Raw genomic sequence first — 24077 nt, forward strand, 5'->3', positions numbered from 1 at the left:
CACCTCACTTGTACATGGTCTGGTTCATCGTTCCGGGGGCGTACGCGTCCGGGTCCACCCAGACGTTGATCAGCGACGGCTTGCCCGACTCGCGGGCGCGGCGCAGCGCGGGGCCGATGTCGGCGGGGTCGCGGACCTCCTCGCCGTAGCCGCCGAGCATCCGCGCGAACTCGTCGTAGCGGACGTCCCCGAGGGTGTTGCCGACCCGCTCCCGGTCCTTGCCGTACTTGACGGCCTGGCCGTAACGGATCTGGTTCATCGAGGAGTTGTTGCCGACGATGCCGACGAAAGGCAGGTCGTAGCGGACCAGCGTCTCGAAGTCCCAGCCGGTGAGGGAGAACGCGCCGTCGCCGAACAGCGCGACGACCTCCTTGTCCGGCCGCGCCTGCTTGGCGGCCAGCACGAACGGCACCCCGACGCCGAGCGTCCCGAGCGGCCCCGGGTCCATCCAGTGGCCGGGCGACTTGGGCTGCACGACCTGCCCGGAGAAGGTGACGATGTCGCCGCCGTCGCCGATGTAGATCGAGTCCTCGGTGAGGAAGTCGTTGATCTCGCTCACCAGCCGGTACGGGTGGATCGGCGAGGCGTCCGAGCGCAGCTGCGGCAGCCGCTTCTCCAGGGCGGTCTGCTCGGCCGCGCGCAGCTCGTCCAGCCACTCCTTGCGCCTGGACGCGCCGCCGTTGATCCGCCCGGAGGCCGCCTCGGTGACCGCCTTCAGCACCAGCCCCGCGTCCCCGACGATGCCGAGGTCGATGTCGCGGTTCTTGCCGACGGTGCGGTAGTCGAGGTCGATCTGCACGACCGTCGCGGCGGGGGAGAGCCGCTTGCCGTAGCCCATCCGGAAGTCGAAGGGCGTGCCGACGATGACGATGACGTCGGCGCCCGAGAACGCGTACCGGCGCGACAGCTGGAAGTGGTGCGGGTCCCCGGGCGGCAGGGTGCCGCGGCCCGCACCGTTCATGTACGCGGGGATGTTGAGCGTGCGCACCAGTTCGGTCGCGGCCTCGGTGGCGCGGGTCGTCCACACCTGGCTGCCGAGCAGGATGGCCGGCTTCTCGGCGTGCACCAGCAGGTCGGCCAGCTTCTCGACCGCCTCCGGGTCGCCGGGGGAGCGGGTCGAGGCGCGGTAGGCGCCCGGCTTCGGCACCCGCGCCTTGTCCGCGGGCACCTTGGCGTCCAGCACATCGCGCGGGATCTCCAGGAAGGAGGGTCCCGGCGCTCCGTGGTAGCACTCGCGGAAGGCCATCGACACCATGTCCGCGGCGCGCGCCGTGTCCGGCACGGTCGCCGCGAACTTGGTGATGGGGTTCATCATGTCGACGTGCGGGAGGTCCTGCAGCGACCCCATCTTGTGCTGAGTCAGGGCCCCTTGGCCGCCGATCAGCAGCATGGGCGACTCCGCGCGGAAGGCGTTCGCGACCCCGGTGACGGCGTCGGTGGTGCCCGGTCCGGCCGTGACCACGGCGCAGCCGGGCTTGCCGGTGATGCGCGCGTAGCCGTCGGCGGCGTGGGCGGCGACCTGCTCGTGCCGTACGTCGACGACCTCGATGCCCTCGTCGACGCAGCCGTCGTAGATGTCGATGATGTGGCCGCCGCACAGCGTGTAGATGCGGTCGACGCCCTCGGCCTTGAGGGCCTTGGCGACGAGATGACCGCCGGAGATGACGTCCTGGGTGTCGTCGGGCATGGCGAAGTCCTTGTCCCTTTCCTAGGGGGCGGGGAACGCTCTCGCAGTACATTGCATACAGTCGACGAATACTGTATGAACCTTGTTATCCCGCATCCGATGGGTGGTGTCCAGGGGGTGCGCGGCACTTTTCGGTCGCCGGTTCCCGGCCCCCACCGGAGCCTTTGGCGACGTCACAGACAGGAGCCGAGATGGACCTGTACGAACACCAGGCAAGGGAACTCTTCGCAGACCACGGCATCGTGGTGCCGCGGGCCGAGATCACCTCCTCGCCCAAGCAGGCCCGCGAGATCGCCCGCAGGCTGGGCGGCCGCGTGGTCGTCAAGGCCCAGGTCAAGACCGGCGGACGCGGCAAGGCGGGCGGCGTCAAACTCGCCGCCGACCCGGCCGCCGCCGAAATCACCGCACGCCAGATCCTCGGCATGGACATCAAGGGCCACGTCGTGGAGACGGTGATGCTGGCCCGACCGGTGGACATCGAGAGCGAGTTCTACGTCTCGTACGTCCTCGACCGCGCCGCCGGCACCTTCCTCGCCATCGCCTCCGCCGAAGGGGGCATGGAGATCGAGGAGGTCGCCGCGACCCGCCCCGAGGCCGTCGCACGCGTCCCCGTCGATCCCGCCGAGGGCGTCACCCCGGCCGTCGCCGCGCGCATCGCCGACGCGGCCGGCCTGCCCGCCCGCACCGTCGACGTCCTGGTCCGCCTCTGGGACGTCCTGGTCCGCGAGGACGCCCTCCTCGTCGAGGTCAACCCGCTCGTCAGCACCCGCGACGGACAGATCGTCGCGCTCGACGGCAAGGTGACCCTCGACGACAACGCCCGCTTCCGCCAGGCACGCTGGGGCGACGAGGCCGAGGCGGGCCACGACCCGCTGGAGGCCGCCGCGGCCGCCAAGGGCCTCAACTACGTCAAGCTCGACGGCGAGGTCGGCATCATCGGCAACGGCGCCGGACTCGTCATGTCCACCCTCGACGTGGTCGCCGGCTGCGGCGCCCGCCCCGCCAACTTCCTCGACATCGGCGGCGGCGCCTCCGCCCAGGTCATGGCCGACGGACTCTCCGTCGTCCTGTCCGACCCGGCGGTGAGGTCCGTCTTCGTCAACGTCTTCGGCGGCATCACGGCCTGCGACGCCGTCGCCGACGGCATCGTCCGCGCGCTGGACACCGTACGGCTCACCAAGCCGCTCGTGGTGCGCCTCGACGGCAACAACGCCGAGCGCGGACGGGCACTCCTCGACGAGCGCGCCCACCCGCTCGTCGAACAGGTCACCACCATGGACGGCGCCGCGAGCCGGGCCGCCCACCTCGCCACCACACCCTGAGGAGACGGACGACATGGCGATCCACCTCACCAAGGAGAGCAAGATCCTCGTCCAGGGCATGACCGGCGGCGAGGGCATGAAGCACACCCGCCGGATGCTCGCCGCCGGAACGAACGTCGTGGGCGGCGTCAACCCGCGCAAGGCCGGCCGCACCGTCGACTTCGACGACCGTCAGGTCCCCGTCTTCGGCTCCGTCGCCGAAGGCATGGACGCGACGGGCGCCGACGTGACCGTCGTCTTCGTGCCGCCCGCCTTCACCAAGGCCGCGGTGACCGAGGCCGCCGACGCCGGCATCGGCCTCGCCGTCGTCATCACCGAGGGCGTCCCCGTCCACGACTCCGTCGCGTTCCTCGCCCACGCCCGCCGCCGCGGCACCCGCGTCATCGGCCCCAACTGCCCCGGCCTGATCAGCCCCGGCCAGTCGGGCGCGGGCATCATCCCCGCCGACATCACCAAGCCGGGACGCATCGGCCTGGTCTCCAAGTCCGGCACCCTCACCTACCAGCTGATGTACGAACTGCGCGACATCGGCTTCTCCACCTGCGTCGGCATCGGCGGCGACCCCGTCGTCGGCACCACCCACATCGACTGCCTCGCCGCCTTCCAGGACGACCCCGACACCGACCTGATCGTCCTCATCGGGGAGATCGGCGGCGACGCGGAGGAACGCGCGGCCGCCTACATCCGCGACCACGTCACCAAGCCCGTCGTCGGCTACATCGCCGGCTTCACCGCCCCCGAGGGCCGCACCATGGGCCACGCCGGCGCGATCGTCTCCGGCTCCTCCGGCACGGCCCGCGCCAAGCAGCAGGCGCTGGAAGCGGCCGGCGTGCGGGTCGGGCGCACGCCGACGGAGACGGCGCGGGAGGTGCTGGCGGTGCTGGACGCCTGAGCCGTACGCGCCCTTGGCCTGTCCACAGGCCCCCGGCTCCTGATCTTTCGCCGCCCCCCGATCTCCTACAGCCCCCTGATCTCTCGACCGTGCACCGAGAGCGGAGCGAACCGTATGCCACCCACCCTCACCCTCAAGTCCGGCACCTCCTGGGCCGATGCCTGGCAGCGCTGCCTGACCGTCGCCCCGGAGGCCTTCCGTGACGACCGCGTCCTCAACCTCTGGAACGCTGCCTGGCAGACCGACGGCCGTGCCCTGCCCGCCGTCAGCCCCGTCGACGGCACCCCCGTCGCGGGCCCGCCCCGCCTGGACCGGGCCACCGCCCGGCAGGCCGTGCGCGCGGCCCTGGACCAGCACCGCGCCTGGCGCCACGTCCCGCTCCCGGAACGCCGGGCCCGCGTGGCGGCCACCCTCGACGCCCTCGCCGAGCACCGCGACCTGCTCGCCCTCCTGCTCGTCTGGGAGATAGGAAAGCCCTGGCGACTGGCCTGCGCGGACGTCGACCGGGCCATCGACGGCGTGCGCTGGTACGTCGACGGCATCGACACCATGCTGGAGGGCCGCGCCCCGCTCGACGGGCCCGTCTCCAACATCGCGAGCTGGAACTACCCGATGAGCGTGCTGGTCCACGCCCTGCTGGTGCAGGCGCTGGCCGGCAACGCGGTGGTCGCCAAGACCCCGACCGACGGAGGCGTCGCCTGCCTGACCCTGGCGACGGCGCTCGCCGCCCGCGAGGGCATCCCGGTGACGCTGGTGAGCGGCAGCGGGGGAGAGCTGTCCGAGGCGCTGGTGCGGGCGCCGGAGATCGGCTGCGTCTCGTTCGTGGGGGGCCGCGACACGGGCGCCGCGGTCGCAACCGCCGTGGCTGACCTGGGCAAACGGCACATCCTCGAACAGGAGGGCCTGAACACCTGGGGCATCTGGAACTACTCGGACTGGGACGCCCTCGGCGCGCTGATCCCCAAGCTCTTCGACTACGGCAAGCAGCGCTGCACGGCCTACCCGCGCTTCGTCGTCCAGCGCAGCCTCTTCGACGCCTTCCTCGCCGCGTACCTCCCCGCGGTCCGCACGCTGCGGATCGGCCACCCCCTCGCCGTCGAGCACCCGGACGACCCGTACCCGGCGCTCGACTTCGGCCCCGTGATCAACGCGGCCAAGGCGAAGGAACTGGACGACCAGGTCGCGGAGGCGATCGACCGCGGCGCGGTCCCGCTGCACCGCGGCACACCGGCCGAGGCCCGCTTCCTGCCTGGCCAGGACACGTCGGCGTACGTCCAGCCGGTCACGCTGCTGAACCCGCCCCGCTCCTCCCCGCTGCACCACGCGGAGCCGTTCGGGCCGGTCGACACGATCGTCCTGGTCGACACGGAGGCCGAACTGCTGGCGGCCATGAACGCGTCCAACGGCGCGCTGGTGGCCACGCTCTCCACGGACGAGCGGGCCACCTTCGACCGGCTCGCCCCGCAGATCCGCGCGTTCAAGATCGGCCACGGGGTGCCTCGCTCCCGTGGCGACCGGGACGAGCTGTTCGGCGGCTTCGGCGCGTCGTGGTGCGGCGCCTTCGTCGGCGGCGAGCTCCTGGTGCGTGCGGTGACCCGGGGCCCGGCGGGGGAGAGGCTGCCGGGCAACTTCCCGGACCGCCGGCTGACCCCCTGAGCCGATCACCGGGGCCGTGCGCGGCGCCTCCCCGGGACGACGGAAACGCAGGTGAAAGGCACTCCGAAACCTTGGTATGGTTGTCCATGTCGCCGCCGGGGGAACACCTCCGACAGCGACAGACACCTTGTCCGGGTGGCGGAATGGCAGACGCGCTAGCTTGAGGTGCTAGTGCCCTTTATCGGGCGTGGGGGTTCAAGTCCCCCCTCGGACACTCACACCCACGGGACGTTCGCGAGATCGTCCCGAAGCGTTCACGAATTACCGGTCGAGTCTTGTGACTCACCGGTAATTCGTCGTTTCCGGGCCTAGAGCTCATGATCGGCTCGATGAGGGGGTGAGGCGGTGGCGGTCCAGGTACTGCGCCCCTCACCTGCCGAAACCCCACATGCCTGCGCGACGGCTGCCAGCCGTCGCGCAGGCATGTGGGGTTTCCAGGGGGCGGAGCACGGCTGAGGTGTGTCACTCGCGTGGCGGGGGGCTCGACCTGCTCCGGTCGGAGGCGGTCGCGCCCTCGGTGGATCAGAAGACGCCCTGAGGGAGAGCGGGAGGGCGGCCGGACCGGGTTCGGTGCGCGGGGTGTGAAGATAAGGACAACGGTTCGATCTCTGTGCGTTCCAGAGGCTGACACCGAAGCCCTGGTGCGCGGTACCGTGCGCGCTCAACCTGATCATCGCACTGTCCAGGGACTGTCATGCCCGAGCCTTCCACGCCGCCGGACGACCGGTCGGTAGCGCCCGCGACCGCCCGTGCGACGGCCGAGTCGCGAGCCGGGTCCTTGAGGCGGCGTCAGATGCTGTGGTCGGTGCTGCCGCCGAGCGTGGTCGCCGCGGCCGGTGCGGTAGCCACCACGCTGGCCAGTGATGGCCACCTGGACCGGACGGACCAGGCGGCGATGTGCGGCAGCGTGGTCCTCATCGGCGCCATGGCGGCGGGAATCGCGGGGGTAAGGGCTTCGGCGGAGGCGCGAGCAGTCACCAAGCACTGGACGGAGCTGTCCCGTGCGGCCGACCGGGACCGTGCCGAGCTGGCCGAGCTGATCCGTACCACAGCCGAGGGCAGAGCCGAACTGGAGTCGCTGTTCCGTCGGCTGAGAGCCGGGGAGCCCCCTGTGCGGCGCCGGCCGGAACTGCCCCCGCAGACCGGCCCGGACCAACTCTCCCGCCTCGGATTCGAGATCGCTGCGGCCCGGCACGAGGCGGAGGCAGCCCTGCTGGAGACTGCCGCCGGTGCGCTCGGTGCGGAACACAGTGCCAAGCTCGAGCAGTTCGAGGTGTTCGCCAACCTGGCGCGCAGGCTCGAGTCACTGGTGCACCGCGAGATAGGCCTGCTGGACAGCCTGGAGAACGAGGTCGAGGACCCCGACCTGCTCAAGGGGCTGTTCCAGGTGGACCATCTGTCCACCCGGATCCGCCGCTACGCCGAGAACCTGGCCGTGCTCGGCGGCGCGAACACCCACCGCCAGTGGACGCGTCCGGTCGGCCTGACCGACGTGCTGCGTTCCGCCGTCGCCGAGATCGACCAGTACGCCCGGGTCAAGCTGGTCCCACCCATTGACGGAACGGTGAGCGGTCACGCCGTGGTCGACGTCGTCCACTTGCTGGCCGAACTGCTGGAGAACGCGACGGTCTTCTCGCCGCCTCAGACCACCGTGCACGTGCGGGTCGAGCCCGTCGCCGCCGGGGTGGCGATCGAGGTCGAAGACCGGGGCCTGGGCATGTCAGCAGCCGAGCGCAACCAGATGAACACGGTGTTGGGCGCACCCGACAAGGTCGCCCTCGGCGAACTGCTGCAGGACGGCCGGATCGGCCTGTACGTGGTCTCGGTCCTGGCCCAGCGGCACGACATCGCTGTGCGGTTGCAGAGCAACGTGTACGGCGGCACTCAGGCCGTCATGGTGTTGCCCACGGCACTGCTCGGCCCGCAGCCGGCAGCTCCCGCGCCCGAGCACCCCGCTGTCGCGTCCCCTGACGCGGTGCCGCGAGACCCGCTGGAGCCCGAGGCGACGGACACCCCCGGCGACCGGGGTGACCGTCGTCGCGGATCCGCTCGTGTCCGATCCCGAACGGCAGCCCGCCCCGATGCCCTCCGACGGCGACGACGACCGTCCGCGGCTGCCTCAGCGACGCCGGGACCACGCCGCCGAACAGCCGCGCCCGGTCCCCGGCGCCGGCAGTTCCGAGGACATCGCACACGACCCGGGCCTGATGGCCGCGTTCCAGACCGGACTGCGCAGGGCCGAGGAAGCTGAGACGCCCTGACACCCGAGGGCCACCCTGGAGGCCTGGGGCCCCGTCCAGCAAGCCATTTCCTTCTGCCGAAAGAGGAGTACACGATCGTGGCGAGCGAAGACCTTTCCTGGCTGTTGACAGGTCTGGTGAACCGGGTGCCGCACACCCGAAGCGCCTTGTTGCTGTCCTCGGACGGACTGGTGAAGGCAGCGGAGGGGCTCGACACGGACGCCGCCGACCAGTTGGCCGCGCTCGCGAGTGGGCTGTACTCATTGGCGCGCAGCGCGGGCCGGCACTTCGACGACGGCGGCGACGTGCGACAGATAGTGACGGAGCTCAGCACCTCGTTGCTGTTCGTCTCGAGCGCCGGGCACGGCGCGGTGCTGGCGGTGCTGGCCGGACGCGAGGCGGACGCGGCGGTGCTGGGCTACGAGATGGGCATGATGGTGAAGAGCGTGCGCCCGCACCTGGCCACGCCGCCGCGCCACGTGGTGGGGTAACCGATGACGCCGGTCCTCCCCGACGGACCGCTGACCAACGAAACGGTCGGGCGGCTGGTCCGTCCCTACACCGTGAGCGACGGCCGGACCAGGGCCACGTCCCACTTCACGCTCGTGACCGTGGTGCGGGCCACGGGTGCCCAGACGCAGGGCACCTTCGGCCTGGAGCATGCACAGGTCCTGGCGCTGTGCGAGAGCCCTGTGAGTGTCGCCGAGGTCGCGGCCCGGATGCAGGTTCCGGCCGCCGTCGTCAAGGTGCTGCTGTCCGATCTGGCCGAGGGCGGCGCGGTGGTCACAGGCCACGCGCCCCCGCCCTCCGCGGACCACTACGCACTACCTGATCGAGACCTTCTGGAAGCGGTGCGCGATGCCCTCCTCAAACGACTGTGACCAGCCGCCCGCCGAAGCCCTGCCGGTGGGAATCAAGGTGCTCGTCGCCGGCGGCTTCGGCGTGGGAAAGACCACCTTCGTCAACACGCTCAGCGAGATCGAGCCGCTGAGCACGGAGGAGATGCTGACCGCCGTCAGCGCGGCCACGGACCGACTGGACGGAGTGGAGAACAAGGCCACCACCACCGTGGCCCTGGACTTCGGCCGGATCACCCTCAGTCCGTCCCATGTCCTGTACTTGTTCGGCACACCCGGACAGGAGCGCTTCTGGTTCATGTGGGACGAACTGTCCGAGGGGGCGCTCGGGGCGGTGGTCCTCGCCGACACCCGCAGGCTGGAGCACTCCTTCGCGGCGGTGGACTTCTTCGAGCGGCGCGGCATCCCCTTCGTCGTCGCCGTCAACGAGTTCGACGGCGCGCACCGCTACCACGCGGAGGAGGTGCGGACCGCGCTCGACCTCAGGCAGGAGGTGCCGGTGGCGCTGTGCGACGCCCGCGTCCAGAGCTCGGGCATCCGCGTGCTGCTCGAACTGATCCAGCACCTGATCACGACAAGGAGTTCCCATGGCAGCGACACCGCCCCACCCGTCCTCCGGGCCTGAGTCCGGGATCGCCGTGCGCCATCTGCTCCTCCCTCCGGAGGACCCGCAGGTGCGCACCCGGTCCGAGCGGCTGCGCGCGCTGGGCATCGAAGCCCGTCCGGACACGGAACTCGACGCCTTCGCCCGGGAGCTGGCACAGCGCACCGGCGGCTGCTATGCCGGGGTCAACTTCTTCCTGGACGCCGACCGTCAGTTCTTCGCAGGGTTGTACAGCGCCGCACAGGACACCCCGGTGCACGTGGGATCGTCGTTGCTGGAGGACCCGGTGCCCGGCCGTGTCATGCCCCGCGACATCGACATGGGCATCTGCCCGCACGTGGTCAAGCGTCGCCGGGCGCTGGTGCTGGAGGACATCCGGGATTTCCCGCGGTTCGCCGGAAACCGGGTGGTCGACGCGATCGGCATCCACTCCTACCTGGGCGCACCGCTGATAGACAGCACCGGCGTGGTGCTCGGCACCATCTGCGTCGTCGACCAGGACCCGCAACCCTGGGGGCGTAAGGGGCTGGAAACCATCAAGGCCATGGCTGCGGAACTGGTGGAACGGCTCGAGGAGTCGGCGCGCCGCCGCAGCTGACCGGCGCTGCCCGCCTGCAAAATCATGTGACCCGTGTCAGGGTGCTCCGTCGGTCCGCTGGACGAGGTACGCGTCAGGCCACTGTGTGCGGCTGTCGTCCAGGATTGCCCTGGCTCGGTGCTGGGGGGATCTGTCCCAGGGGCTCGACGCCCTCAAAGGACTCGGAGGTCCGTCGAGGTTCAGGTGCGCGGCTTCAGCTTTGATCAGGCGTACGGGCTCCCCGTCGAGGAGCAACCGGTCGATCAAGTCGTCGGTGATGTCGTCGTGTTCGCCCTGGGGCAGATCGAGGGTGACGTGGAAGTCGCGCAGCGCGGCACGGTGGCTTCGTGTGCCTGGTGCTCGGCATCGCGCAGTTTGAGCGGCGGCGACGTCAGGCTGCCCTTCTGGACTGCCCGCGCGATGCGCCCGCCGCCGTGCTCCTGCCACCTGAGCCGGATGGTGTCGACCCCGAACGCGGCAGAGTGGTGCCCGCCATCTTTCGTACCGACGGAACGCGGGTCTGGTCTGATCAGATCGCGTACTACCTCGACCGTTACGGGTTCGCGCCCGAGCTCCGGCGGCACTTTTGCCACGCGCCCGGAGCGGAAACCTCAGGTCACGGCTCGGCTTCGCAGCGCGGCCGGCCGGCTGGTGCCGGCCGGACGCGAGGGTTCCCTGACGGGACGTCCCTCCTGCGGAATCTGCTCGTAGGGATGCGGCATCAGCTCGGGACCCCACGGGTCCGGAGCGTCGCGGGGCCCCGGGCCATGGGGGTTCCTCAGATCCTGCTGCCCGAGGCGGTGTCGGACGACAGCCGCTGGGCGAGGTAGATCGGTATGACCGACAGCAGGACGAGGACCGCGGCGACAACGTTGACCACGGGCGCCTGCTGGGGCCGGGCCATGTTGGAGAAGATCCAGACGGGGAGGGTCTGGACGCCGGGTCCGGCCGTGAAGGTCGTCACCACGATCTCGTCGAAGGACAGGGCGAAGGCGAGCAGCCCGCCTGCCACGAGCGCGGAACGCACCAGGGGGAAGGTGATGTCGACGAAGGTGCGGAAGGTGTGTGCGCCCAGGTCCATGGCGGCTTCCTCGTACGAGCCGGCCATTCGGCGCAGCCGGGCGATCACATTGTTGAAGACGACCACGACGCAGAAGGTGGCGTGACCGACGATGACCGTGAACATGCCGAGGCCGACGCCGAGCGGTTCGAGGACCGTACGGAAGGCGGTGTTGAGCGCGACGCCGGTGACGATGCCCGGCAGCGCGATCGGCAGGACGATCATGAAGGAGATGGTCTCCCGGCCGAAGAACCTGAAGCGCTGGACGGCGAAGGCGATGAGCGTGCCGAGGACCAAGGCGATCGCGGTAGCGCCGAGCCCGGCCTTGACCGAGGTCCACAGTGCGGCGCGGGCACCGGTGCTTCGCCATGCGTCGCCCCACCAGTGAAAGGTGAGTCCGGGCGGCGGCCAGCCCGAGCTGCGGTCCGGGTTCAGGGAGTTGACCAGGACCAGCAGCAGCGGGATGTAGATGACCGCGAAGCCGAGCACGGCGGCGATGCGCACGGTGATACGCGCGGGGCGGGAGAGATTCATCGAGGGGCCTTCGGTTTGCGTACCGTCAGAGGCTGTCAGAGGCTGCTGAGGGCTCCGGTGCGGCGCACCGCGAGCAGATAGAACACGATGATCACCACGGGTACGGTGCCGAGCGCCGCGGCGAGCGGCAGGTCGAGGGTGATGTTGGAGTAGATGAGGTTCCCGATCAGCTGCGTCTTGCCGCCGACGATCTGCACGGCGATGTAGTCGCCGAGGCTGAGCGAGAAGGTGAAGATCGAGCCGGCCGCGATGGACGGCAGAATCATCGGCAGCACCACCAGGCGGAAGGTCCGGCCGGTGCGGGCACCGAGGTCGGCGGAGGCGTCCAGCAAGCTGGCCGGGAGCTGTTCGAGTCCGGCGTGGATCGGCAGGATCATGTACGGCAGCCACAGGTAGGTCAGCACCAGAACGGTGGCCGTCAGTCCGTAGCCGGGTCCGGTGAGGCCGAGGGGCGCGAGCAGCCAGTCCAGCAGACCGCCCTCGGCGAGCATGAGCCGCCAGGCGTAGGCCTTGACCAGATAGCTGGCCCACAGCGGGGTGAGGATGGCGACCACCAGCAGGGGCCGCCACCTGGGCCGCGCGATCCGGGCCGTGTAGAAGGCGACCGGGAAGGCGATCACGGCGCACAGGACGGTGACCACGAGGGCGACGCCGATGCTGCGCAGGGCGACCTGGCGGTAGACGTCGGTGGTGAACAGGGCGGTGAAGTTGTCCGTGTTCCAGATTTTCACCACGCTTGAGGTGAAGCTGTCCGTGGTCCAGAACGCGGAGGTGAACAGCGCGGCGAGCGAGCCGAGGTAGGCGAGGACGAGCCAGGCCAGCGGCGCGGAGAGCAGCAGGGACAGTTGCAGCCGGGGACGGCGGTGCAGGGTCCCGGCGAACCGCCGGACGAATCCGGCGGTCGGCACGGTGTTCGTCATGTGATGCTCAGCCCTTGATCTCGGTCCATGCCTGGACCCACTTGCTGTAGGGCACGCACTTGGTGTCCTTGCGGCCGTCCAGGCACTGCGGGACGGGCGTGGTCCAGAAGTGGACCTTCTTCCAGTACGGCTCGTCGGCCGCGTGGTACGTGGCGCAGTGGTCCTTCACCGAGGTCAGGGCACAGGACTTGGCGTTGGACGGGGCCTCGCCGAAGTACTCGGCGACCTGGGCGTTCGCCTTGGGGGAGATGATCCAGTCCATCCACTTGTAGGCGCAGTTGGGGTGCTTGGCCTTGGCGGAGATCATCCAGGTGTCGGACCAGCCGGTCGCGCCCTCCTTCGGCAGCACCGCCTTGACCGGGGCCTTCTCCGCCTGTGCGGCGTTGACGATCACCTGCCAGGCAGTGCCGACGACCGAGTTACCGCTCTTGAAGGCGGAGATTTCCTTGAGGTAGTCGCCCCAGTATTCCCCGATGTTGGCGTTCTGCTCCTTGAGCAGCTGGACGGCGGCGTCGAACTGCTTCTGGTCCAGGGCGTAGGGGTTCTTGATGCCCAGCGACGGCTTGGTCTTCATCAGGTACAGGGCGGCATCCGCGATGTAGATCGGTGAGTCGTACGCGGTGACCTTGCCCTTGTGGGCCGAGGCATTGTCGAAGACGGCGGACCAGGAGTCGGGGGCCGGGGTGACCTTCTTCGTGTTGTACATGAGGAGGTTGGCGCCGCGGCCGTGCGGGATGCCGTACGGGACACCGTCGACGGAGTTCCAGTCCTGGTTCTTGAGACCGGCGAAGACGTCCTTGTAGTTGGGGACGAGCTTGGTGTTGACGGGCGCGGCGTCGCCGGAGGCGATCAGGCGCAACGAGGCGTCGCCGGAGGCCGAGACCGCGTCGTACTGACCGGACTTCATCAGGCTGACCATCTCGTCGGAGGTGGCCGCGGTCTTGGTGCTGACCTGGCAGCCGGTCTGCTTCTCGAAGTCGCTGACCCAGTTGACCTTCGGGTCGTTGGAGCCGTCCTCGACATAGCCGGCCCAGGCTATGAGGTTCACCTTGCCCTCGGTCTTGCCGAGCTTCTTCTGCGCCTCGAGGTCGGGCGGGTTGAAGCCGCCGGCTGACGAGGGCGTGCCGGACGAGCCGCAGGCGGTGGCGAGGAGGAGGGCGCCGACCGCGGTGGCGGCCTTCAGCGAACGGGACATGCGCACGGAGAGCTCCACAGGGGATAGGGGGAAAGGTGGCGGCGACAGGACGTGTGGGGTGGTGCGATCACTGCGATTCGGGAACACGGACGTTGTGGCGTGGCTGCCACTGGAGCCTGACCCGCGAGCCGCGGTAGGCCGCGACGTCCTCGGACGAGGTCTCCAGGTTCTGCTGGAGGGCGGTGAGCCGCCCCCCGGCGTCGAGGTCCACGAGGAAACGAGTCGCGTCCCCGAGGTAGACGACCTCAGCGACGGTGCCGACGGCGCTGGAGTACCCCGGCTCGCTGCTGTCCCCGTCCTCCCTCAGCACGCGGATCTTCTCCGGACGGATGCTGAAGGTGCCGGCCGTGCCCACCACCCGCTCCGCGGCCTGGCCGGTGAGCAGGTTGGAGGTGCCGACGAAGCCGGCGACGAAGGGCGTGGCGGGACGTTCGTAGATCTCGGCGGGGGTGCCCACCTGCTCGATGCGGCCCTGGTTGAAGACCGCGATGCGGTCGCTCATGGTCAGCGCCTCGTCCTGGTCGTGGGTGACGAAGACGAAGGTGATGCCGACCTCGCGCTGCAGCTCCTTCAGCTCGATCTGCATCTGCTCGCGCAGCTTGAGGTCGAGGGCGCCCAGCGGCTCGTCCAGCAGCAGCACCCTGGGCGTGTTGACCAGGGCCCGGGCCAGCGCCACGCGCTGCCGCTGGCCTCCGGAGAGCTGGGACGGCCGGCGGTCGCCGAAGCCTTCGAGCCGCACGCTCGCCAGGGCCTCGCGGGCCCGCGCCAGCCGCTTGGCCTTGGGAACCTTGCGGATCTTCAAACCGTAGGCGACGTTCTGTTCCAGCGTCATATGCGGGAAGAGCGCGTAGTCCTGGAAGACGGTGTGCACATCCCGCTCGAAGGGGGCGAGGCGGGTCACGTCCCTCCCGGCGAGCTCGATGGAGCCGCTGGTGGGCAGCTCGAAGCCGGCGATCATCCGAAGCACGGTGGTCTTGCCTGATCCGGACGGCCCCAGCATCGAGAAGAACTCGCCGTCCGCGATGTCCAGATCGACTCCGGCTACCGCCTTCGTCTGCCCGAAGGACTTGCACAGGCTCTGCAGTCGGACGGCTTTCCCTTCCATGGGCGGGAACCTTTCTGGCGCTGCCGGACGTTGACCTTAAACATATGAAGTCATAGTTCTAATTTTCAACACCCCGCTAAGGTAAAGCTTGAGTCAATGAACATGGGGGTGGTTGCCGTGACACGAGAACCGTGCGGCGCCCGGCAGACCGTCTTCACACCGGTCAACAATCAGGCGCGGGTGGACGCGGTCGTGCGGCGGCTCGGCGACGCCATCGAGCTCGGGCTGCTGGCGGACGGGGAGCAACTGCCCGGCGAGTCCGACCTCGCGACACAGCTCGGCGTCTCGACCGTCACCTTGCGTGAGGCGCTGATGGCGTTGCGTCAGCAGGGGTTGGTCACCACCCGCAGGGGGCGGGGCGGAGGGAGTTTCGTCACCGTTCCCGAAGGTCCCGCCGAGGAGCGGCTGCGGAGCCTCCTCGCCGGCTGGAGCACCGAGGAACTCCGTGACCTCGGCGACCACTGGGCCGCCATCTCGGGGGCCGCCGCCCGGCTCGCGGCCCAGCGAACCGAGCCGGGGGATCTGCTCCCACTGCGCAGGTCTGTTGAGCAGTTGACGGAGGCGGCCGACGGCGCGGCACGCAGCCGGGTGCACGGGCGCTTCCACGTGGAACTGGCCGCCGCGGCCCAGTCCGCGCGGCTGACCCGGGAGGAGATCGGCATTCAGACAGAGGTGGGGGCGCTGCTGTCTCTCGTGCTCGGCGAGGAGAGGTATCTCAAGGACCTGTGCGATCGTCACCGCACCGTGATCTCCGCACTGCAAGATGGTGCGGACGAGCAGGCGAGAGCCCAGATCGAGGGGTGTGTCCAGTTGTGCATGGCGCGCTTGGTCGAACTCCGCCTCGGCTCCTCCAGCTCTGCTGGTGGCCCCCGTCCCCAGGAGGACACCTATGGGTAGCAGTCCCCGTCCCACAGGCGGCGGACCCGACATCCTTGACGAGGTGACGGCCGCCGACGTGGCAGCCTGCGTCCGCGACACCCTGGAGGGCGTCTTCGACGCCGTCTCCGAGACCGGTACGGACGCGGCGGCACTCCTCGCCTCGGTGACCGAGAGCGGCCGGCGGCCCCTCACCGGCGACCTCGCCGCGCTCCGCCCCGGCCTGCACACCCGGCTCACGCGACTCGATCTGGTCTCCGGCGCCGGTTTCGTGGCCGCTCCGGGGCTGCTCGCCGACGTATCGGCATGGCTCGAATGGTGGCAGATCGGCGCGGGCGGTGCCGTGCGCCCGCTCGTGCTGGACCTGGACCCGGAGCACTCGGCGTACTCCGACTACACCCACTGGGACTGGTTCACACTGGCCCGCGACACCGGGCGGCGCGCGGTCGCGGGGCCGTACGTGGACTATCTCTGCTCCAAGGAGTACAGCCTCACCCTGTCCGTGCCGGTGGCGGTCGGGGGCCGCTTCACGGGAGTGGCCGCGGCGGACGTGTACCTCTCGCATTTCGAGGCGGCGGTGATGCCGGTCATGCAGAAGCTGCCCGGCTCTGCCTTCCTCGTCAACGCGCGCGGCCGTGTCGCTGCCTCGGCGTGTGCCGACTATTTGGCCGGTTCTCTCGTCAAGGGCCCGGACTTCGGGGCCATACTGGCCGGACCGGCGGACGGCGTCGAACACGGCGGGCTGCGGCTGCGACCCTGCGGTGACATCCCCCTGATCCTGGTCACGACTCCCCCGGCAGGGCGTGCGTAGGTCTCCGAGCCTGCCCCTACCGGCCCTGTCGACCCAGCCCGGGACGAGCGTCACCCGCTGTACTGCGCCGCCACGTTGCCTGCGTCCAGGTCCTGCTGGGCTGGCCGGGCACTGCCGCCTCTGAGGGTTCGCAGGCGCGGTCCCAGGCGCGCAGGCGCGGCAGGGGCTGCCAGATGGCGAAGTCGTGCAGCGGCGTCGAGGGAGGACCTACGAGAGATGTGATCGCCGGTCGAGGCTAGAGCAGGACGAGCAGCCGGGTCCCCGGGACCAGCTTCCTGTTCACGGAGGTCGACTGGACGAACACCGTGTAGGCGTCGTTGCTGCCCGGCGCCACCGTCACCTCGGTCGCGGGCAGGCCCAGGAGTTGGCGGGCGGCGGGGCCGGTGAACACCTTGCCGGTCATGCGGCCGGTCGCCGGGTCCTTCTCCGCCACGGCTATCTGCTTGTTCGCCTGCACCTTCTCGCGCTTGGACAGCTCGTAGAAGGCGCAGCCAGTCCTGTACGGATGCCCGGCGCTGGTGACGAAGTCGCGGATCGACGTGCGCTGGTCGACCGGGATCAGCACGTACTTGCCGGCGTCGAGGGCCTGGAGGTTCGACGTCACGTCGGCCGCGCTCAGGTCCTGGCCCATCGCGAAAAGGTTACGCGTGCCGCGCACACCCTGCTCGCGGTCGCGCAGGAACCGGGTGGCGGCCGTCTTGACGGCGCCGATCGCCTCCTCGACGCCCTGGTCGGAGTCGGCGTCCCAGATCGAGATGTTGCCCGTCGGAAAGCCGTACTGCTGGGCGGTGCGCTTGGCCAGCGAGTTGGGCACCATGATGGCCGACGTCCAGTGGTCGGGCAGGGTGTTCATCTTGTCGGCGATCCGGCTCCGCCACTCGTCCAGCACGGCACGCCCGTCGGGCATGAGGTCGTGCCGCGCACCGGTCTTGTCGGCGCCGGAGGCGTTCTCCTCGCCGTCGGTGACGACCACCTGGAGGAAGCTGTGCTCGCCGTACTCCTCCCAGATGTGCCCGAGGTCGTCGAGCGCCTTGACCGACGCCTGGATCAGCGCGGTCGCGCCGTTCTCGACGGTGTACAGACCCCGCATGGACGGCAGATGCTTCACGTCCATGTCCCACACCAGGTTCTCGACGAGGTGGTCGAAGGCGTAGAGGCTGATCCGGGTCTCGTGCCCGAGCCGGTCCGACTCCTCCGCCAGCCCCTTCACGAACTCGTCGACGACGCGCACCAGTTGCTCCGAGTGGCCCTGCATCGACCCGGACTTGTCGATGACGAGAGCGACGTGGTTCACGAAGTGCTTCTTCAGCCGGTCCTTCACCGTGGCGCTCATCGCGTCCATCCCTTCCCCCTCGGGCCGACGGGGGAACTCCCCGACGCCCTTTTTCCGCAGGCGGACGCGTCCACCCACAGCGCGAACGCCGGGATGGACTCTGGCCCGTCCAGATGATGGCTTCACTTTAGGGAGGGGGACTGACAACGGGGCCCTGAGAGGGGACCGATCGGCTTTGGGTGCGCCGAACTACTTCGGCTCCTGCGCCTCAAGGTCGCCGTCGCGCAGGGCCCTGTCCGTGGCCCGCCCGATGATCGCGGTCGCGCCCGCATCCACGGCGCCCCCGACGATGCCGCCGAGGATCGGGATCCCCTTGGCGAGCGTGATCGCGGCACGCTTGGTGCCGTACTTGGCGATGAGGAAGAAGCCGACCTTCTCGTTGATTTTCCGGATCACCGCGATCGGGATCTTCTTGAGCATCTGCTCGCCGATCTTCTGGCCGATCTTCACCCCGAAGGCCGCCAGGACGTTCTGCGCACTCATCCCGATCGCGAGCATCATGACGACGGTCCGTACGTGCGGGTCCCGGATGTCCCATCCTCGGAGGTACGCGATGGCGCCCGCCATCCGCATGTTGACGGCGAACGAGGCGGCGACGTTCGCGGGGATGGTGATGCCCGCGGTGATCAGGCCTCCGAGGCCGGTGACGAATCCCTGTGTTCCGGAGGCGGCCACGGACTCCTTGATTATGCGGGCGACGACGGCGTCGATGTCGTCCTTCATGTCGTCGGAGGAGCGCCGCTCCTCGTCGTCGGGCGCTCTGTAGGCGTTGCCCTGCCGACGCGCGAGGCGGTCCTCGGCCCAGGTCGCCGACGGGGAGACGGGGCCCACGCCGTTCAGCATCACCTTCTCGGCGAGCTCCGCGACCCACTTCCCCGCCTTCTCGGCCGCTCCCTCGTCCGGAGTCTTCTCGTCGGCCATTACCACCACCCCTTCCGCGAGCGCCTCCGCTGAGGACGTCCGCGACACTGCGGGTCGTAGCACGTGTAGGTCCGCCATTCCCGCAGCACGCACCGCGGTCGGCTGGAGCCCCCTCTGCTACTGCCCGCCCTCCCCTTGACGGCACGACTCCCCTAGCCGAACCGCCCTTCACAAGCTGAAGCGGCTACACCCTCTCACGTGCTGAAAGCGCCGTCAAACTGCGCGAGTTGACATATGGGTGCTCGGCCGACACTAGGGGTCGAGGGCTAGTTGTTCTGTCCGGGGAGGTTGTGAACGGTGAGACAGGTCTCGGCCGAGGGATCTTGAACGGGTGAGGGCCTTCCGGTTCGGTGTGGATTGCGACGTCTACACCAACCAGAAAGGCCCTCGTGCCCCACCGTAATGCACCCCTGACCGAGACCGGACGGCTGCGCCTGGCCCGTTGCGTGGTCGAGGACGGCTGGCCCCTGCGCCGGGCCGCCGAACGCTTCCAGGTCTCGCCCACCACCGCCCAGCGGTGGGCCGACCGCTACCGCCGCCTGGGGGAAGCCGGCATGGCCGACCGCTCCAGCCGCCCACGCACGAGCCCGGGCCGCACTCCCACCCGTACCGAGCGGCGGATCATCAAGGTCCGTCTGCTGCGCCGGTGGGGACCGGCCCGCATCGCGCACTTCCTGCACCTGGTGCCCTCGACCGTGCACCGCGTGCTCACCCGCTACCGCCTGGCCCGCCTGTCTCATCTCGACCGGACCACCGGCCGCGTGGTGCGCCGCTACGAACGCGCCAGGCCCGGCGAACTCGTCCACGTCGACATCAAGAAACTGGGCAACATCCCCGACGGCGGCGGACACAAGGTCCATGGCAGGGCTCAGGGCAGCCGCAACAGCTCCGCGCACCGCGACCCCGCCCGGCCCCGCGCCGTCCACGGCCGTCCCAACCTCGGCTACAGCTACCTGCACACCGCCGTCGACGACCACTCCCGCCTCGCCTACAGCGAGATCCACGCGGACGAGAAGAAGGAGACCGCCACCGCCTTCTGGCAGCGGGCCCACACCTTCTTCACCCAGGCCGGGATCTCCGTCGAACGGGTACTGACCGACAACGGCTCCTGCTACCGCTCACGCGACTGGCGCGATGCCCTGGCAGCGACCGGGATCGCCCACAAGCGAACCCGGCCCTACCGGCCCCAGACGAACGGCAAGGTCGAACGCTTCAACCGCACCCTGCTGGACGAGTGGGCCTACGCACGCCCCTACCGGTCAGAAGCCGAGCGCCGCCAAGCGTTCCCGCAATGGCTGCACACCTACAATCACCACCGCGGACACACCGCGCTGAAAGGGCAACCACCCGCCAGCCGCGTCCCCAACCTCACAGGGCAATACAGCTAGTCCACGCTGCAGCCGGCCTCCACCAGGAAGGGGCTGGGCTGCCCGGCCCACGAGACGTAGAGGCCGTCCCGGGCCCGCGTGCAGGCGACGAACAGCAGGCATCGCTCCGCCGCGAGGTCGGCTTCGTGCTGGAGCCGGTCGACGTCTTCGGGAGTGATCGCGGAAGGATTGGGCAGTGCGGCGTCGTTGACGCCGACGACGGCGGTGTAGCGGTACTCGAGCCCCTTGAAGGTGTGCATAGTGCCGACGTTCACCGCGTCGTCGGTGCGGGTGGCTCCCGCGCGGACCCGGCCGGCCGGGACGCCCGCCTCGGCCAGGCGGTGGGTGACCTTCTCACAGGTCTTGTTGAAGCGTGCGCAGATCCCGATCTCCCCGTACGTGGCGCCACCGCGCACCCATTCACTCACCTGCTCGACCAGTGCGTCGAGTTCGGCCTCCTCCGACTTCGCGGCATGGACGCGCGGTCCGGAGCCGTGCAGGGCGGAGCTGTAGCCGACGAGGGTGTCGTGCCGCCCGCTGTCGGCCAGTTCGGAGTACGGACGGCCGAGAAGGAGCCCCGTCGCCCAGCTGAGGATCTCCTGGGTGGAGCGGTAATTCTGACGCAGCTTGGTCGAGCGGCCGGCGACATGGATGCCGAGGGACTTCAGCGACACCCGGTTGTCGTAGATCCGCTGGTGCGGGTCGCCCGCGATGAACAGGTCGTCGGGGCGTCGCGGTGCGGCCGCCCGCAGCATCCGCCACTGGGCTGGGTGGAGGTCCTGGGCCTCGTCGACGACGACGTGCCGGTAGGCGGGCCCCTGCTCGGTCAGGAGGTCGGTGGCCTCCACACAGGTGCCGAGATAGGTGCGCAGCCCGTCCCCGGCCAGCCGCCGGGTGAACTCCTCGGTCGTCCGCCACACCAGGGGCCGGGCGGAGGCCGGCAGCGCGCTGCCGCGGCCCCGCCGCTCGCAGCGCTCGTACTCCTCCCGGCTGCGGATGTCCTGGGCGAGGACGACGTGCTTGTACTCCTGGGCGAGGAACTGCGGGGTGCCCGTGAAGCCGGTGGCCTCTGCGGCCTGCTCCCACCGGGCGGTCTCCTCGTACCCGCTGATCGGCCGGCGCGAGGTGTTGACCACCCGCCCGGCGAAGGCGTCGACCGTCATGACGTCGACCCGGTCACGCAGGTCGGGGTCGTCGACGAGCAGCGCGAGCCCTTCGCCGAGGGAGTCCACGAGGGCGTTGGTGAACGTAGTGAGCAGAATGCGGTCGCCGTCGCGCAGATGCCGCAGCAGGTGCCGCACCCGGTGGAGGGCGACGACGGACTTCCCGGTGCCGGGGCCGCCGCTCACCTGCGCGGGCCCGGAGTACGACGGCCGGTAGGCGACCTTGTGCTGAGCCGGGTGCAGGAAGATCCGCCAGGCCGCGAACGGCTTGTCGAGGATGTCGCGCAGTTCGTCCGCGTCCGTGACGACGGCGATCCGGGTACGGGTGTGCGCGATGGCGGTCGCGTAGTCGGAGGTGTCCACGGGCTCTGTCGCGGCCGCGTCCGCCAGCGCCGGCACCACGACCTCCTGCCACGTCTCCTCCACGCTCGCGCCGAGCGCCAAGTGCTCCAGCACCTTGTACTGGTCCGGCGGGAAGAACCGCCCGAAGACGTCGAGCTGTTCCAGGCTGGTCAGCACGCGGGCCTGCGCGAGCGTGGCCGCGTCGATGCCGAGCGCGGCCATCTGCCCGTCGGACACTTTCGCGAAGAGCCGTTGCTCCTCGGCGGGTGCGATGCGCTCGTACGCCGGGGCCAGTTCCTCCAGGGTCGTGATCTCGCGGAGCTCAACGGCGCCGGTGACCGCGTTGATGGTCGCCTTCTGCCGCACAGCCCACTCGGTGGCCTCGTCGTGCGGGCCGACCCGCAGCAGCACGAAGGTGTCGCCGGTCTCGGGTGCCAGGACCACACCCCGGTACCCCTGGGTGATCCGGATGGTCCGGATCTGCCGGTCCCTGGCGCCCTTGAGCGCTTCCAGCTTCAGGCCCGGGTCCTTGAAGAGCTGGTGGAGGGTGAGCCGCTCGAACTTCTCCCAGGCATCGAACACGCCGTTCCTGACATGCTTTTCCAACTTCTCCAGCTGCTGGCAGAAGGCCTTGTCGAGGGCGAGGTGCGGCATGACGGGATTTTAGGCACGGCGTGTCTTGCCGTGGGCGAGTTGGCGGTCAGCTGAGGCTGAGGACCGTGACGTACGGACCGACTGAATGGCAGAGCGGCCATCGCCAGAGGGAGGGCGTGGCTCACCGTGGTAGCCGGAGTCAGGCTCGTTCGAACGGCGCGGCGCCGAGTGCCCGCGCGAAGTGGCCGCACTACCCGCTACTGCCGACGAATGGTGATGACTTCCACCTCGGCGTTCATCGCGCGCATCCGCCTGACGTGCTGCAGGAGGGAGACCTGGGCGAACGCGAAGAGGGAGGTGACACTGATGTCCTCCCCGTCCTTGAGCAGTATCCCTAGAACCACATGGAAGGATCCGCTGTCCGGAGCCTGATCACCGGCCGCGCGGTCTGCAACCTGCCGCTGGAACGCCGCTCGCATCTCGGGATCGGTGCGAAGGGCTTCGACAGCCACGGACGCCTGGGCGAAAAGGTGGTTCAGCGGCGACGTCTTGCTGTCCGCCTTCTTGACACAGATCAGCTGGCCCTCCGGGCCGAGTACGTCGCAGATCTCCAGCCCGCCACCTCTGAACTTCGTGGTGACCGGGTTCGACTTGTCGAAGAGCGTATGGCCCTTCTGCTCGGCGACCTGCTTGTTGTACCAGTCCTCGTCGTGCGAGTCCCGGTTCTTGACCCTCGGCCCCTTCGGCCACGGCGGGAGAGAGACCGTCGGGGCCTTACCCAGGAGCTCCCGCAACTCGTCCTCGAGCGTCTCGACGAACTGGGCACCCACCTCGTACCACTGTCCGTGGCTGTAGAAGAAGCGAGCGTGCCCTACCGGAACATCGGCCAAAAGCCAATGTGTCCCTTTGACGGCGCTGCTGGCCGGGGTCTGGCAGTCCTCATCGCTGAAGAGCGTGACGCGTACGCGTTCCAAGGTCTCCAGGCGGCACCCGGCCGGCTTGTGGCGGACGTACTCCAGCAGGTCGGAGAGATCGAGGTCTGCCACCTCCATGCGGGGTCGACCGGGACCCTTGAGCCGGAAGCACTGAGCCGAGTTGATGCCGTCCAGGCACTGTTCCGGAACACCCAGGGCCAACCGTTCACCCGCCGGATTCGCCAGCAACTCCTCGAGGACCTGCCGGGCTTCCCTGACCTTCGGGCTGGAGGCGGGCAGCGCCCTGACCCGGTCGATGAAGAGCAGGTCCGGATGGGGCTGCCTCGCACAGACCTCTTCGATGGCCCTGAGGTCGCTGAGAAAGTCGTCGACCTGGGTTGCAAGGGGCAGCTTGATGGCACTGCCCGCGCACTCGACACGAATTTGGCTCCTCCGGCCTCCCCTGATGGAAGCCAGCGCGATGTCGCTCACCGTGCCGCTCAGCCGCTTGACGATGGCTCCGTAGCGATCGATGCCGAACCCGTCGATGCGGTCTCCCCTGGAGACGGACGATTCGTCCACCCGCCCTCGGCCGTCCATGATGAGGTTTCGGATCCGTATGACGCCGTCCTCGTCCAGACTCCGAGTGGCAAACCGCAGTCCGAAGTCGTCGTCCTTGTACTCCGCTTCGAGCATGTGGTAGCCCACCCCATACGTCAGGGCGTAGACCGCGGTCGGGGTGCGCGCGATAACAAGTCCTGCCGCGGCCTGGCTGGCCACGTCCACATCGACTCCTGTGATCGTCTGAATCACGTCACACCAGTCCGCGCGGTCTTTCCGGACACCGCCGGTGACCACCAGACCATCGACGTCACCGAGGGCGAAGGCTTCGACCGAGTGGCTGTCGCTCTCCAGGTACCGCTTGCGTACACACGTCCGGAGGTCGGTCTCACCGCTGTCCGGGAGGGTGAGACGGTAGAGAGTCGACTTCCGGGTCGCCTTCCCCTTGCTCATGACTGACCCCTCTTCTCTGCGACGAGCGCACTTGTCCGTGTTGACCGCCAACCTGCGGTCCGGCCAACAAGACGCGGGTTGGCCGACCAGAGG

At 69.5% G+C, this 24077-nt stretch carries 20 protein-coding genes and 1 tRNA gene; 12 read left to right on the forward strand and 9 right to left on the reverse strand.

Annotated elements, in window-relative coordinates:
- Positions 1–4: 4 nt before the first annotated feature.
- Positions 5–1687, reverse strand: a complete 1683-nt coding sequence (locus AY578_RS27955) for a thiamine pyrophosphate-binding protein (RefSeq protein WP_136239307.1) — start codon at positions 1685–1687, stop codon at positions 5–7.
- Between the two features lie 191 nt (positions 1688–1878).
- Between AY578_RS27955 and sucC the strand changes: the two genes are divergently transcribed.
- From sucC to AY578_RS28000, 9 genes are all read left to right on the forward strand, one after another.
- Positions 1879–3009, forward strand: coding sequence for an ADP-forming succinate--CoA ligase subunit beta (sucC, locus tag AY578_RS27960; protein WP_258905965.1), 1131 nt, complete (start codon positions 1879–1881; stop codon positions 3007–3009).
- 13 nt (positions 3010–3022) lie between these two features.
- Positions 3023–3901 carry a succinate--CoA ligase subunit alpha gene (gene sucD / locus AY578_RS27965; protein ID WP_019521694.1) on the forward strand — a complete coding sequence of 293 codons (879 nt, stop codon included), beginning with the start codon at positions 3023–3025 and terminating at the stop codon, positions 3899–3901.
- Between the two features lie 114 nt (positions 3902–4015).
- A complete protein-coding gene (locus tag AY578_RS27970) occupies positions 4016–5557 on the forward strand; it encodes an aldehyde dehydrogenase family protein (RefSeq protein WP_258905967.1) in 1542 nt (513 codons plus the stop codon).
- A gap of 129 nt (positions 5558–5686) precedes the next feature.
- A tRNA-Leu gene (locus AY578_RS27975) sits at positions 5687–5771 on the forward strand.
- A gap of 579 nt (positions 5772–6350) precedes the next feature.
- The gene (locus AY578_RS27980; protein WP_258905968.1) at positions 6351–7808 is read left to right on the forward strand and encodes a sensor histidine kinase; all 1458 of its coding nucleotides are present in this window, start codon (positions 6351–6353) and stop codon (positions 7806–7808) included.
- Positions 7809–7895: 87 nt separating this feature from the next.
- Positions 7896–8288 (forward strand): roadblock/LC7 domain-containing protein, encoded by a 393-nt coding sequence (locus AY578_RS27985; protein ID WP_019521690.1) that lies wholly within the window; start codon positions 7896–7898, stop codon positions 8286–8288.
- Positions 8289–8291: 3 nt separating this feature from the next.
- Positions 8292–8678, forward strand: a complete 387-nt coding sequence (locus tag AY578_RS27990; protein ID WP_019521689.1) for a DUF742 domain-containing protein — start codon at positions 8292–8294, stop codon at positions 8676–8678.
- The gene (locus tag AY578_RS27995) at positions 8656–9279 is read left to right on the forward strand and encodes a GTP-binding protein (protein ID WP_037954484.1); all 624 of its coding nucleotides are present in this window, start codon (positions 8656–8658) and stop codon (positions 9277–9279) included. Before AY578_RS27990 ends, AY578_RS27995 begins: the two co-directional genes overlap by 23 nt.
- Positions 9242–9856, forward strand: a complete 615-nt coding sequence (locus AY578_RS28000; RefSeq protein WP_136239311.1) for a GAF domain-containing protein — start codon at positions 9242–9244, stop codon at positions 9854–9856. Before AY578_RS27995 ends, AY578_RS28000 begins: the two co-directional genes overlap by 38 nt.
- A gap of 757 nt (positions 9857–10613) precedes the next feature.
- Here AY578_RS28000 and AY578_RS28005 read toward each other — a convergent pair.
- The 4 genes from AY578_RS28005 to AY578_RS28020 all read right to left on the reverse strand — a co-directional run bounded on the left by AY578_RS28005 (position 10614) and on the right by AY578_RS28020 (position 14649).
- Positions 10614–11429 (reverse strand): ABC transporter permease, encoded by an 816-nt coding sequence (locus AY578_RS28005; RefSeq protein WP_258905970.1) that lies wholly within the window; start codon positions 11427–11429, stop codon positions 10614–10616.
- Between the two features lie 35 nt (positions 11430–11464).
- Positions 11465–12349 carry an ABC transporter permease gene (locus tag AY578_RS28010; protein WP_019521684.1) on the reverse strand — a complete coding sequence of 295 codons (885 nt, stop codon included), beginning with the start codon at positions 12347–12349 and terminating at the stop codon, positions 11465–11467.
- A 7-nt stretch (positions 12350–12356) separates the two neighbouring features.
- Positions 12357–13544 (reverse strand): ABC transporter substrate-binding protein, encoded by a 1188-nt coding sequence (locus AY578_RS28015; protein WP_215187754.1) that lies wholly within the window; start codon positions 13542–13544, stop codon positions 12357–12359.
- Between the two features lie 67 nt (positions 13545–13611).
- Entirely contained in the window at positions 13612–14649 is a 1038-nt protein-coding gene (locus tag AY578_RS28020) for an ABC transporter ATP-binding protein (protein ID WP_215187755.1), read from the reverse strand.
- 96 nt (positions 14650–14745) lie between these two features.
- On the opposite strand from AY578_RS28020, the gene AY578_RS28025 reads away from it, so the two are divergent.
- Both AY578_RS28025 and AY578_RS28030 read left to right on the forward strand, forming a co-directional pair.
- Positions 14746–15546, forward strand: coding sequence for a FadR/GntR family transcriptional regulator (locus AY578_RS28025; RefSeq protein WP_078611577.1), 801 nt, complete (start codon positions 14746–14748; stop codon positions 15544–15546).
- Positions 15539–16336, forward strand: a complete 798-nt coding sequence (locus AY578_RS28030; protein ID WP_020699955.1) for a PDC sensor domain-containing protein — start codon at positions 15539–15541, stop codon at positions 16334–16336. The genes AY578_RS28025 and AY578_RS28030 overlap by 8 nt, the downstream gene beginning before the upstream one ends.
- Positions 16337–16571: 235 nt before the next feature.
- Here the strand turns inward: AY578_RS28030 and AY578_RS28035 are convergent, their stop codons facing one another.
- Together AY578_RS28035 and AY578_RS28040 are read right to left on the reverse strand one after the other, a co-directional pair.
- Entirely contained in the window at positions 16572–17678 is a 1107-nt protein-coding gene (locus AY578_RS28035; protein WP_019521679.1) for a vWA domain-containing protein, read from the reverse strand.
- 180 nt (positions 17679–17858) lie between these two features.
- Positions 17859–18590: an EcsC family protein gene (locus AY578_RS28040; protein ID WP_258905974.1), complete on the reverse strand. Its 732-nt coding sequence runs from the start codon at positions 18588–18590 to the stop codon at positions 17859–17861.
- 389 nt (positions 18591–18979) lie between these two features.
- Here AY578_RS28040 and AY578_RS28045 point away from each other — a divergent pair, with 389 nt between their 5' ends.
- Positions 18980–19978, forward strand: a complete 999-nt coding sequence (locus tag AY578_RS28045; protein ID WP_037638204.1) for an IS481 family transposase — start codon at positions 18980–18982, stop codon at positions 19976–19978.
- Here AY578_RS28045 and AY578_RS28050 read toward each other — a convergent pair.
- Positions 19975–22116 (reverse strand): UvrD-helicase domain-containing protein, encoded by a 2142-nt coding sequence (locus AY578_RS28050; protein ID WP_258905975.1) that lies wholly within the window; start codon positions 22114–22116, stop codon positions 19975–19977. The genes AY578_RS28045 and AY578_RS28050 overlap by 4 nt on opposite strands.
- A gap of 197 nt (positions 22117–22313) precedes the next feature.
- On the reverse strand, positions 22314–23984 hold the full coding sequence (locus AY578_RS28055) for a DUF6119 family protein (protein ID WP_258905976.1): 1671 nt from the start codon (positions 23982–23984) through the stop codon (positions 22314–22316).
- Between the last annotated feature and the right edge of the window lie 93 nt (positions 23985–24077).

This window comes from Streptomyces thermocarboxydus (genome assembly GCF_024760485.1).
In the GTDB taxonomy this organism is placed as follows: Bacteria; Actinomycetota; Actinomycetes; order Streptomycetales; family Streptomycetaceae; genus Streptomyces; species Streptomyces cellulosae.